We start from the raw sequence: 13,597 nt of genomic DNA, 5'->3' as shown, positions 1-13,597 counted from the left end.
TTAGATGAAAAAAAATACAATCGCAATCATTTTTTTCAGAAGTAATAAGCAAAAATCCCTGAATTAAGAAAATAATGTTTTATATTAAGTCATAAATTCTTTAGAAGTTATCCCGACTTTTAAAATTTAGTTTTATTTCACGCTGATAAAGACAGATTTTTATAATTTTTTCTGTTGATTTGATTTTCGCTGATGTTTTTCTGATAAATCAAAAAAAACAAAATCTGCGGTAATATGCTTTAGACCGTAGGTTTAATCGTTTTTAAGTGCATTTTTTTTAATCATTTCAGAAAAAGATCTGTGATTATCTGCGAAATCTGCGTGAGAAAAAAAGTCAAGATGACTTCTTAATTTAAAATTTAACATTTAAAATAACAATAAACTTTATGTTTAAAGCAAAAACAAAAGCAATGATTGCGGCATTATTTATTGCCCTTTCATCAGTAGGAACAACACACGCTCAAGACGAGCTAATCAACAGAGTAAAAAACAACCAGAGTGCCAACAGTAAAGAAGCTTTCCAATTTACAGATGTAATCAACTTGGAAAATACATTTATCAAAGATCAAGGCTCGTCTGGTACATGTTGGTCGTATTCTGCCAATTCATTTTTAGAGTCAGAAATGATTCGTACAGGTAAAAAACCAGTGGAATTGTCGCAAATTTTTACTGCGAGAAATGCCTATATCGAAAAAGGAAAAATGTATGTACGTATGCACGGAGCATTGACTTTGGGTGAAGGTGGAGCCTTTCACGATGTAACCAATACTTTCAAAAAATATGGAACAGTGCCTCGTTCGGTTTATGAAGGATTGAATTACGGTACAAAGAGAAATCAAATGGCAGAAATGTCGGCGATTTTGGAAGCAATGTTGGGAGCAATCGTAAAAAATCCAAATGGAAAATTGACACCTAACTGGGAAAAAGCCTACACAGCAGTAATTGACAGTTATTTAGGAGAATATCCAGCTGAGTTTACTTACGAAGGCAAAAAATACACTCCACATACATTTGCTAAAGAAGTGGTAGGATTGAATATGGATGATTATGTTGAAATTTCATCATTCAAAGAATATCCATATTATTCAAAATTTGTATTGTTGGTGCCAGACAACTGGTCGTTTGATCAGGTATATAATGTACGCATGAATGAATTGATAGAAATCATTGACTCTGCTTTGAAAAACGGATATACAGTTGCTTGGGCAGGAGATGTTTCTGAAAAAGGATTTAGCTGGAAAAACGGTGTAGCTTATGTGCCAGAAATCGATTATGCAGATATGACAGCAGAGCAAAGAGCTGATATGTTCAACGGACCAAAACCTGAAAAAGTAACCACAGAAGAGCAAAGACAAGCGGCTTTTGACAACTACGAAACGCAAGACGACCACGGTATGCACATTGTAGGAATTGCGAAAGACCAAAACGGAAAAGAGTATTACATCATCAAAAACTCTTGGGGAGCAAGCAACGACTACAAAGGGTATATGTACATGACAAAAGAGTATGTAAAATTGAAAACAACCGACATTATGTTGCATAAAAATGCAGTGCCAAAAGCAATTGCGAAAAAATTAGGCTTACAAAATTTGCAGGTAAAATAAAAATATGTAAATTTGCCAACTGAATTTAAAATATTAACAATAACAAAAGGCTGTTGATTGGTTTACACCTTTTAGCAATAAAAGCTTCGAAACTGGTAGCAGTCATTAAATTAAAGATTTATCATGAGAAAAGGTATTCACCCAGAAAATTACAGATTAGTAGCATTCAAAGACATGTCAAACGATGATGTGTTCATTACAAAATCAACAGTAGAAACAAAAGAAACAATTGAAGTGGACGGAGTAGAGTATCCAGTTTACAAAATGGAGATTTCTCGTACATCTCACCCTTTCTATACTGGTAAATCGAAATTGATCGATACAGCAGGTCGTATCGACAAATTCAAATCAAAATACGCGAAATTCAAAAAATAATTTTTGTATTTATAAAACAATAAAACCTTCCGAAATGGAAGGTTTTATTGTTATCATTTACCATCTATCTGCTCTTCTATAGCATCCCAAAGTCCGATGCGTTTTTCCAAAGCTGCAATAGACACCCATTCAGCTTCTTTCCATTTTTGAGAAGAATCGCCACAGAGTTCACTTATCATCTGCATCGCCATTGGTCCATGTTCGTCAGCATCTAATTCGATATGTCGTTCGAAATAATAAATCAATTTAGTCAAATCTATATCGGTGAGATTTTCTTGAAAATTTCGCAAAATCTCTGTAAACATATTTGGAATCAAATCTTCACGACCAAAAGTAAAAACAGCGGCAATTTCGTGTGGTTTTCCATTTTCTATCACTCGAAAAGTAAATTCTAAAAACTCTTTTACCTTTGGATGTAACTCACTTTGAGCTATTGCTTGAAAAACATTTTTTGACTGCTCTACTAATGAAATAAAAACATCTAATTGTTTTGTTGACGCTCCACATTGCTTCATCGCATCTACATACATTTCATAATGACTTTGGCGTTTTCCGTCGATTGTCAAATCAGTTTCTTCGGCTACGACAATTTCATTAATTAAATAACGAATTTCTGGATTTCCTACAGGAAGCCAAGGTGTAGTAGTGCAGGTCAAACTATTTTGCAGGGCTTTTAGCAACGACATAAAATCCCATACAGCATAAACATGATTTTCTAAAAAACAGTACAAGTCTTCAATTTTCTGTACTTTGCTATACAACGAATGGTGTAATAATTGTGTCTTTTGTTTTTGTATCGATTGATTGATGTTCATTATTATAGATTGAAAGATTTAGAAATTAAGAGATTGGGAAATTTGAAGATTTGAAGGTTTGGAAATTAAGCTCATTTTCAAACTAAAAATGCCTTTCTAAAAAGAAAAGCATTTTTAAAAGTCTTATTTAAAAGCGTTGAATCCTGTTACATCCAAACCGGTAATCAACAAGTGAATATCGTGTGTACCTTCGTAAGTTACTACAGATTCTAAGTTCATCATATGTCGCATGATTGAGTATTCACCTGTAATCCCCATACCTCCTAACATTTGACGAGCTTCACGAGCAATTTCCAATGCCATGTTTACATTGTTTCGTTTTGCCATCGAGATTTGAGCAGAAGTAGCTCTTCCTTCGTTTCTCAAAACTCCCAAACGCCAAGTTAATAATTGAGCTTTAGTGATTTCTGTAATCATTTCAGCCAATTTCTTTTGTTGCAATTGAAATGCTCCGATTGGTTTTCCAAACTGCTCTCTTTCTTGAGAGTAACGCAACGCTGTGTCGTAGCAATCCATTGCCGCTCCGATAGCTCCCCAAGCGATTCCATAACGAGCAGAATCTAAACATCCTAGTGGTGCTCCTAATCCAGATTTTCCTGGCAATAAGTTTTCTTTCGGAACTTTCACATCGTTGAATACCAATTCACCTGTTGCAGAAGCTCTCAAAGACCATTTGTTGTGAGTTTCTGGAGTTGAAAAACCTTCCATACCTCTTTCAACAATTAACCCATGGATACGACCTTCTTCGTTTTTAGCCCAAACTACCGCTATATCAGCAAAAGGAGCATTTGAAATCCACATTTTAGCACCGTTTAGCAAGTAATGATCTCCCATATCTTTGAAGTTGGTAATCATTCCACCGGGATTTGATCCGTGGTCTGGTTCTGTCAAACCAAAACACCCCATCATTTCACCAGTTGCTAATTTTGGTAAATATTTTTGTTTTTGTTCTTCGCTACCGTATTTCCAAATAGGATACATTACCAATGAAGATTGAACCGAAGAAGTCGAACGAATTCCTGAATCTCCTCTTTCAATTTCTTGCATCAACAATCCATAAGAAATTTGATCTAATCCAGCCCCTCCGTATTCTACAGGAATATAAGGTCCAAATCCTCCGATTTCTCCCAATCCAGGAAGTAAATGTTTTGGAAATTCAGCTCTCTGAGCGTAATCTTCAATAATTGGAGAAACTTCTTTTTTTACCCATGCACGAGCGGCGTCTCTTACAAGTTTATGCTCCTCTGTTAATAAATCATCTAAGTGATAGTAATCTGGAGCTTGAAATAAATCTGGTTTCATAAAGTATTTAATATATTCTTCCACAAAAATAAGGATAATTAACAACATTCACTAATAGAACCCTATTTTTTTACAAAAAACAAAGGTTGCCATTTCTGACAACCTTTGATTATTTTAGTATTTTGAAATTATTTTCTCACAACTTTGATGATTTGACTGTTTTGACCTACAGAAATCTTCACCATGTAAGTTCCTGCTGGCAATTCTGTCATATCAACTGTTACATTATTTGATATTGTATCTTGAACCATCAATCTTTGACCAGTCATCGAATATACTTCGATAGAATCAATTGTTTCTTTGTAAGAAATATTGATTACTGAATCCGTTGGGTTTGGATACAATTTCAAGTTTGCAACGTCTAAATCATTGATTCCTACTGTTACGTTTACTGCAATCGGTGTTGGTAAACTTCTACATCCTTGCGGAGTAACGATTACTGCATAATAAACAGTTCCATCAACGATTGGCATATTTGGCATCAATAGATTAGTTCCCGTATGTGCATCTTCTTCAGTAATATACCACTCGATACTTCCTTGTTCCATTACGATGTCTGCAATTGTGCTTCCTTCTTCCAAATCTTGAGGCGAAACTCCTGTTGGTGCACTTGGCGTAGGAATTACAGATACTGACACTAAAGCTGCATCAGACAAACATCCATTTTGCAATCTTCTTACATAATAGGTTTGCGACACTAAAGCTGTAGATGGGGCTAATGCTACATCAGTTGCAGGAGTTGCAAACCATTGGTACGAAATTCCTGTTGTAGTTGGCAATACAATATCTTCGATTCTTGTATTTTGACAAACAGATTGCGGTGCAATAACTGGAGCTACAGAACTGTTAACTCTTACCACAATTGCTTTTCTATTACTTACACAGTCATCTAATTGTTGCTCTCCATAATATACTCCATTTGCCAATGGTGTAGTATCAGCCAATGGCGTAGTACCATTTGAAGTACTGTACCATTTTACAACTGCTCCTGTAGCAACTCCTGATACATGCTCTTCTAAATCTCCAACTTGACCTGGTCCACAGATATCGATTACATTTTCTTGGAATCCGTTCAATTCAGATAAGATAGAAACCTGAACTGGCATTCTCTCTGTTTCACAAACCCCATTGATTTTTTCAACATAGTAAACTGCATTTGTCAACACGATGTTTGCCCCTAATGGATTAGCTGCCGTCTCAGATGTATACCATCTCAAGTTATTTGTTCCATCCAACACAGCTGTTCCAACTGTAGTGTTGTAACATACTGCCACTTCACTTTGAGTTAACGGAGTTGGCATTTCATAAACTGTAACCTGTACAGGTATTTTAGTTGATTGACAACCATGCAATACTTGATTTACATAATAGGTATTTGTACCGATTGGCAATGTAGCTGTTGATGCTAAAGGAGTTGTTGACGTTTCTGAATCAAACCATTGAACAGTAGCACCAGGGGTAAATGAATTTACTGAAAGATTTGCTACTGTAGCACCTTCACAGAATTCTTGATTGTTATTTACCGTTACGTTTACTCCTCCAACAATAATAATATCAACAGGTTGTTTTCCACTTTCACACGATTCTGAAATCAACTTCACAAAATAAGTACCATTTGCTGCTATCTCAGTAATTGGAGTTTGAGATGCCATAGTAGCATACCATTCGTAAGTAACCCCAGGAGATCTTTGGAAATCTAAATCGTCAACAGATGTCGTAGTACAATATGCCTCAGTATCTAAACCTGGGAATGTTATGTTTGGTACAACAACAGTAGTTTCAACAATCGTTTCACACAAATTACCTGAATCTGAAATTGTTACTGTTACAGGTATTTCTCCAGATACAGCAGATGAGAAATACACCTCTCCTACAGACTCTCCATTATATGGTTGAGTCTTAGCTTCGTCTAAGTATAATTTATCTACCGGTGACCACACTTTAGTTGTAGGTACCATTTTAGATACTTTTACATTATCCAAATACCATGCGTCTACATTAGTTATTCCATCTGATTTTAATACAAAACGAATTTTCACATTATCAAATGCATTCCCAGTAGGTCTTGGCAAAATCAATTTCTCTGAACGCCATAAATCATTATTATCACCAGCAGTAGTCAAACCTCCCCAAGCAGGATAAGTAAATCTTGCAAAGCGTACATTTTGAGTTAATGCTGTACTTCCTCCAAAATAATGAGCTGGAAGGAAGTCTGACCAAGATTCACCTCCATCTAAACTATATTGCAAACGACCATAATCCCAATTAAATGTTGGTTGTGTAGCTTCTAATATTGCAATATTATCAAAAGTAATCTGTAATCCTTCTGCATCAGAGAAATCAAACGTTTGATCGATTGTCAATGTACTATTTGCATTGAATCCATGGGTCCATCTGATGGCTGATTGACCTTCTGTTGTTAAATTAGTAATTTCTGTAATAGTACCTCCAGTACCTTCCAATGATAATCCTGTGATTCCATTTTCAAAACCTGTTGTAAAAACAGTTTGTCCAGGCAATAAATTATCAACTGGATTTTCTTTTAAAATAGATAATTTAACCACATCATCTACACATACTGTGTATTCTTCTTCCAAATCTTGGTAACCTAATTTGATTACATTTACTTCAAAATCTAATCTTTTAGCACAAGCTCCATTTGATTGAGAAGCAACTAATGAATAGGTTTGTGAATCTTGCAAATTGAAAATCCAACCTGTATCTTTATTACCAGAAACACCAGTATTTGGAATCCATTCAAACTCATCATAGTCTTCCAATCCTGCTGTTACAGTCACCAACTCTGAATCTGAACCTTGACATGCATCTATTGTTGTTGCAGACAGAGCAACTGTAGGTGGTGTTGATATTGTTACCTCAACTTCAGTTGCTGGTGAAAAACAAAGAGCTGTTGCATTAAATAAAGTATTTGGACGGAAAGCTGATGTAGAAGTATTTCCACTTGATTGTCCAGCAGCATTAATTACTCCACCTGTTACTGTTTCCAATAATTGTTGAGCTGTTCTTTGATCTGCAAAAGTTACTGTAGTTTGAGTTGTAGGGGCCGTATGATACAAAGTGGTACCAGAAGCTCCAAAGTTTCCATAATTTTCATTACTCCAGTTTACTTGAACAACAATATTACTTGTACCATCCCATACAAATGGAGCATCAAATTGATATATATTATCTCCTGCAGTTACAGATTGAGCAGGATTTGAATATACTTGAGTCAACCCTTGTACATGTGATGATGTTGCTGTAGCTTGAGTTGTTGAACCTATATGAATAGTAAAATTATTTCTTGCCACAGAACTTCCTGTTACAACTTGGAAACCAACAGAGTTAATCGGACCTGGAGCAATATTAGCAGCTAATAATTCTTCAGCTGTATAAATATATTGATGTTTATATCCTCCCCAAGAATGGTAAAATGGATTTTGTCCTTGAGCTGTTGAAATAGCTGTCCCATTTCCTACTTGTACATTTGCACCAGGAGCTATCGCTCCTGCTTTTACATAATAAGTTGTATTTTCCTCTAATGTTGGAGTATCGAAAGTAGCTCCTGTATGCACATATTCTGCATTAGGATTTTCAAACCAATATAAAGTACCACCTGCTTCAGCAGTTGCTGCTAAGTTAGTTGTACCATACCCACAAATTGTACCAACTGTTGTCGTTAATACTTCTGGATAATTACACATAGTTGTAAATATATGAGGTACAGGAACCCAAATACTTTGGTTTGTGGCTGTACAATTAGTTCTGATATAGAATTGATATTCTGTAGCAGGTGATAAGCCTGTAAAGTTTACAGTAGAAGTTCCAGTTGCAGTTCCAGATTGAACCAATCCTGCAGCTCCCGAGCCTGCATTACCAGATGTTCTCAATTCCCATGGAAACGTTGCGGTTGCTTCAAAAATATCAGTATTCCAAGAAACTGTCGCACTATTTTTTGTAATATTTGACGATGTAACTCCCGTAGGTGGAATACACAAACTTGACGCTGCTTGAGTAATACTTACATTATCAATATACATAAAGAAATCTCCTGAATGTCTTACCCCTCTTGCTCGTATATAAAACTCATCAGAATACACTTCAGGAATAGTTGCTGTATGCGTTTTAGTGGCACATGACATAGACACAATGTGATTAGCTCCTCCTACCTGTGCAAACTCTGTCCAAGGACCTGTTGTAGAAGTTGACCATTCCCAATATAAGGTAAAATCTCCTCCTGGTGTTGGAACAGTTGGCATTTGCCAATCATAGTCTATCACTTTATATTCATAAGTAATTGTCACTATGCCTCCATTTGACGGTCCAATATTTGGTGTTCTAACACTCGAACTTGTTGCTGACCCCCATAAATTTCTTCGTATAGAATTCGGTCCTTCACATGGAAGAGTAGAAGTACTACCCCATCCTCCATCCCAACCTCCTAAATTAGTTACTGTATTCCAATTCTGCTGATAGTTGATCTGTGCTATAGATAAACCACCAGAGAAGAGAAACAGCAACAAGAACAAGAAATTACTCAATTTCCTTTTCTTTTGATTAAAGAATCTAAATTCTTTGTTTGTAATTTTTCTCATACTCAAAATACTATTTATTAATTTCTAAAATTAGGCTCTAAATGTAAGAAATTTTTACATTAGTTTTTCAACTTACCTATTAAAATTTAACATTTATTTTTAGTCATTACCTCTCAACCTCTTTATTTCCGTGCTTTCTCCTTTATTTTGAAACAAAAAAAATAGAGCTATCATTGCTGATAGCTCTATCAATATTGCAAAATTAGGCTTCTCCTTTGGGTTCAAACGGCAATTGATACACTTCTTTTACAATTTCTTTCGAATTTGTATTTTGGTTATATCTCTTGATGTTTTCTTCCAAAGCCTTTAGCAATTGTTTTGCTTGCGTAGGTGCCAAAATGAGTCGGGAATGTATTTTGGCATTTGCTACTCCAGGCAACAATGAGGCAAAATCTAATACAAATTCGTGTGTAGAATGATTTACTATCACCAAATTGCTATATTTTCCCAAGGTTGCTTCAGGTTCTACATCTACCTGAATACGCTTCTTTTCCTCATTCATAACTTAATCTTAATTTTCATTTTCTTCTGTTGCTACTTTGTCTTTATGACTTACTACTGTATGGTCGTATTTTCTCATACCTGTACCTGCTGGTATTCTGTGTCCTACGATTACATTTTCTTTCAACCCAATCAAAGTATCTACTTTTCCTGCTACTGCTGCTTCGTTCAACACTTTTGTTGTTTCCTGGAATGATGCCGCCGAAATAAACGATTTTGTTTGTAACGACGCTCTGGTAATTCCTTGCAAGATTGGTGTTGCCGTTGCTGGTTCTACATCTCTTGCTTGTACCAAATTCTTGTCTTCGCGTTTCAAGATAGAGTTTTCATCTCTCAACTGACGAGTTGACACCAACTGTCCTTCTTTGAGATTTTGAGAATCTCCCGCATCTTCTACGATTTTCATTCCAAACAAACGGTCGTTTTCTCGGATGAAATCATCTTTGTGTACCAATTGTTCTTCCAAAAATAAAGTATCCCCAGCTTCTACAATTTGTACTTTACGCATCATCTGACGAATCACAACTTCAAAGTGCTTGTCGTTGATTTTTACCCCTTGCAAACGATATACTTCTTGAATTTCGTTTACCAAATACTGTTGTACAGCAGATGGCCCTTGGATTCTCAAAATATCGTCTGGCGTAATGGCACCGTCAGACAATGGTGTTCCTGCTTTTACGAAGTCATTTTCTTGTACCAAGATTTGGTTCGAAAGTTTTACTAAATACTTTCTCTCCTCTCCTGTTTTCGACTCGATGATGATTTCGCGGTTTCCTCGTTTGATTTTTCCGAAAGATACTACTCCATCTACTTCTGATACTACCGCTGGGTTTGAAGGATTTCTCGCTTCCAACAACTCGGTAATTCTTGGTAAACCTCCTGTGATATCCCCTGCTTTTGAAGATTTACGAGGGATTTTTACCAATACTTTTCCTGATGAAATCTTATCTCCGTCGTTTACCATCAAGTGTGCACCTACTGGTAAGTTGTACGAACGAATCAACTCTCCTGATTTGTCGTAAATCAACAAGGTTGGAACTAATTTTTTATTTCTCGATTCTGTAATTACTTTTTCTTGGAATCCTGTTTGCTCATCGGTTTCAACGATAAAGGTTTGTCCTTGCTCGATGTCTTCATAAGCTACTTTTCCAGTAAATTCTGAAATAATTACCCCATTATAAGGGTCCCATTTACAGATTATTGTTCCTTCGTCGATTACTTCTCCGTCTTTTACATAGATAGTCGAACCGTAAGGAATATTGTGTGTATTCAACACGATTCCTGTATTTACATCTACCAATTTCAACTCTGTAGAACGCGAAATTACAACTTGTACTTTGTTTCCTTCTGCATCTTCTCCATCTACCGTACGCAAATCTTCGATTTCTAAGCGACCTTTGAATTTGGCTGTAATAGTAGAGACCTCTGAAATGTTTCCTGCAGTACCTCCCACGTGGAATGTACGAAGCGTCAACTGTGTACCTGGCTCTCCAATCGACTGAGCAGCTACTACTCCTACAGCCTCTCCAATTTGTGCCATTTTACCTGTTGCCAAGTTGCGACCGTAACATTTTGCACAGATTCCAGAATCTGCTTGACAAGTCAATGCCGAACGAACTTCGATTTTCTCTAATGGTGACTTGTTGATTGCATTGACGTGTACTTCTTTGATTTCTTCTCCAGCGTGAACGATTACCTCGTTTGTCAATGGATTGATTACATCTTCCAAAGCTACACGACCCAATACTCTTTCTCCAAGGGGCTCAATGATTTCTTCATTCTTTTTCAATGCCTCAAACTCGATACCTCTCAATGTACCACAATCATGTGTATTGATGATTACATCTTGAGCTACATCGTGCAAACGACGCGTTAAGTATCCAGCATCGGCTGTTTTCAATGCGGTATCGGCAAGACCTTTACGTGCACCGTGCGTTGAGATAAAGTATTCAAGAATCGATAAACCTTCTTTAAAGTTTGAAAGGATTGGGTTTTCGATGATATCCCCTCCAGATGCAGTAGATTTTTTAGGTTTTGCCATCAATCCACGCATACCTGTCAACTGGCGAATCTGCTCTTTCGAACCACGGGCTCCTGAATCAAGCATCATATATACCGAGTTGAATCCTTGTTGGTCTTCACTAATGTTTCTCATTGCCAATTCTGTCAATTGTGCATTGGTAGAAGTCCAAATATCGATTACCTGATTGTAACGCTCGTTGTTGGTAATCAATCCCATGTTATAGTTCATGGTAATACCGTCAACTTGCTGATTTGCATCATCAATCAACGATTGTTTTTGTTCTGGAATTTTAATATCACCTAAAGAGAAAGACAATCCTCCTCTAAATGCGTATCCGTATCCCATATCTTTCATATCGTCCAAGAATTTTGCAGTAGTTGGTACATCTGTTACTGCTAAAATTTTTCCGATAATATCTCTCAATGATTTTTTGGTCAATACCTCATTGATAAATCCTGCTTGTTCTGGAACTACCTCGTTAAACAAGATTCTTCCTGCTGATGTTTCAATGATTTGATAAACCAATTCTCCATCTTTGTTGAAATCTTTAGCTCTTACTTTTACCGCTGCATTCAAATCCAATCTTCCTTCGTTGATTGCGATATTTACCTCTTCGGCAGAGTAGAATGTAAGACCTTCTCCTTTTACGATATGCTCTGGAGTAGATTTTCTGATTTTGGTCATATAGTACAGACCCAATACCATGTCTTGCGAAGGTACGGTAATCGGAGCTCCGTTTGCAGGGTTCAAAATGTTGTGCGATGCCAACATCAACAACTGTGCTTCCAAGATTGCCTCTGGTCCAAGTGGCAAGTGAACCGCCATCTGGTCACCGTCGAAATCGGCGTTGAACGCTGTACACACCAATGGGTGTAAACGAATCGCTTTACCTTCAATCAATTTTGGTTGGAATGCTTGAATACCTAAACGGTGAAGCGTAGGAGCACGGTTGAGCAATACTGGGTGTCCTTTGATTACATTTTCAAGAATATCCCATACTACTGGTTCTTTTTTATCGATGATTTTCTTCGCCGATTTTACCGTTTTTACGATTCCTCTTTCGATTAATTTACGAATTACAAATGGTTTGTATAGCTCTGCAGCCATATCTTTTGGCAAACCACATTCGTATAATTTCAATTCGGGACCTACAACAATTACCGAACGAGCTGAATAATCTACACGCTTTCCTAACAAGTTTTGACGGAAACGACCTTGTTTACCTTTCAATGAATCTGAAAGTGATTTCAATGGTCTTTGAGATTCTGTTTTTACAGCAGTAGCTTTTCTTGTGTTGTCAAACAACGAATCTACTGCCTCTTGCAACATCCTCTTTTCGTTTCTCAAGATTACCTCAGGAGCTTTGATTTCAATCAATCGTTTCAAACGGTTGTTACGGATGATTACTCTACGGTACAAATCGTTTAAATCCGAAGTTGCAAAACGACCTCCATCAAGTGGTACTAACGGACGCAATTCTGGCGGAATCACAGGAATTACTTTCAAAATCATCCACTCTGGACGGTTTTCTCTATTTTCGTTTGATTCGCGGAATGCCTCTACTACTTGAAGGCGTTTCAAAGCCTCAGTTTTTCGTTGTTTAGATGTTTCGTTGTTGGCAATATGACGCAATTCGTAAGAAAGTTGTTCCAAATCGATACGGCTCAACAAATCTACGATACATTCTGCCCCCATTTTTGCAATAAATTTGTTAGGGTCAGAATCATCAAGGTATTGGTTTTCCATAGGAAGAGAATCCAAAACATCTAAATATTCTTCTTCTCTTAGGAAATCCATCATTTTCAATTCTTCGCCTTCAGGACCTTTTGCGATACCTGGCTGGATTACCACATACTTTTCATAATATATGATTTCATCCAATTTTTTTGACGGCAATCCCAACAAATAACCAATTTTGTTTGGCAATGAGCGGAAATACCAAATATGAGCAATAGGTACTACCAAATTGATGTGTCCTACGCGGTCTCTTCTTACTTTTTTCTCAGTAACCTCTACCCCACAACGGTCGCACACGATACCTTTGTAGCGAATTCTCTTATATTTTCCACAAGCACACTCATAGTCTTTTACAGGACCAAAGATACGCTCACAAAACAATCCGTCTCTTTCTGGTTTGTGTGTACGATAGTTGATAGTTTCTGGTTTTAAAACCTCACCTCTCGATTCTTGAAGGATAGACTCTGGAGAAGCCAATCCAATAGAGATTTTGTTAAATCTACTTGGTTTATTTTTGTTTGACATAATTTGAAAAATTATTTTGAGGTTTAAAGTATATTGTGCTTCAAACGATAAAATCTTTTTTAATAATCGATTGATTTGAAAATTTCTGCCATTCAAAATGAAATTATTTTCATTGAAAAA

General features: G+C 36.6%; 7 protein-coding genes. 2 read left to right on the top strand and 5 right to left on the bottom strand.

Annotation, left to right across the window (positions count from 1 at the left end; all coding sequences use genetic code 11):
* The first annotated feature begins 386 nt into the window (after positions 1 to 386).
* Together AB4865_RS04100 and AB4865_RS04095 are read left to right on the top strand one after the other, a co-directional pair.
* Entirely contained in the window at positions 387 to 1,604 is a 1,218-nt protein-coding gene (locus AB4865_RS04100) for an aminopeptidase C (protein ID WP_372474470.1), read from the top strand.
* Between the two features lie 123 nt (positions 1,605 to 1,727).
* The gene (locus AB4865_RS04095) at positions 1,728 to 1,979 is read left to right on the top strand and encodes a type B 50S ribosomal protein L31 (RefSeq protein WP_372474469.1); all 252 of its coding nucleotides are present in this window, start codon (positions 1,728 to 1,730) and stop codon (positions 1,977 to 1,979) included.
* 53 nt (positions 1,980 to 2,032) lie between these two features.
* Here the strand turns inward: AB4865_RS04095 and AB4865_RS04090 are convergent, their stop codons facing one another.
* The 5 genes from AB4865_RS04090 to rpoC all read right to left on the bottom strand — a co-directional run bounded on the left by AB4865_RS04090 (position 2,033) and on the right by rpoC (position 13,477).
* The gene (locus tag AB4865_RS04090) at positions 2,033 to 2,794 is read right to left on the bottom strand and encodes a DUF3050 domain-containing protein (RefSeq protein ID WP_372474468.1); all 762 of its coding nucleotides are present in this window, start codon (positions 2,792 to 2,794) and stop codon (positions 2,033 to 2,035) included.
* Positions 2,795 to 2,917: 123 nt separating this feature from the next.
* Positions 2,918 to 4,096 (bottom strand): acyl-CoA dehydrogenase family protein, encoded by a 1,179-nt coding sequence (locus AB4865_RS04085; protein WP_372474467.1) that lies wholly within the window; start codon positions 4,094 to 4,096, stop codon positions 2,918 to 2,920.
* A 128-nt stretch (positions 4,097 to 4,224) separates the two neighbouring features.
* A complete protein-coding gene (locus tag AB4865_RS04080; protein WP_372474466.1) occupies positions 4,225 to 8,691 on the bottom strand; it encodes a T9SS type A sorting domain-containing protein in 4,467 nt (1,488 codons plus the stop codon).
* 202 nt (positions 8,692 to 8,893) lie between these two features.
* Complete coding sequence (locus AB4865_RS04075) at positions 8,894 to 9,193, bottom strand: DUF3467 domain-containing protein (RefSeq protein WP_372474465.1); 300 nt, start codon at positions 9,191 to 9,193, stop codon at positions 8,894 to 8,896.
* Positions 9,194 to 9,202: 9 nt separating this feature from the next.
* A complete protein-coding gene (gene rpoC, locus AB4865_RS04070) occupies positions 9,203 to 13,477 on the bottom strand; it encodes a DNA-directed RNA polymerase subunit beta' (RefSeq protein WP_372474464.1) in 4,275 nt (1,424 codons plus the stop codon).
* Between the last annotated feature and the right edge of the window lie 120 nt (positions 13,478 to 13,597).

The organism is Capnocytophaga sp. ARDL2, from assembly GCF_041530365.1.
In the GTDB taxonomy this organism is placed as follows: Bacteria; Bacteroidota; Bacteroidia; order Flavobacteriales; family Flavobacteriaceae; genus Flavobacterium.
This window is presented reverse-complemented; position numbering and strand designations above follow the sequence as displayed.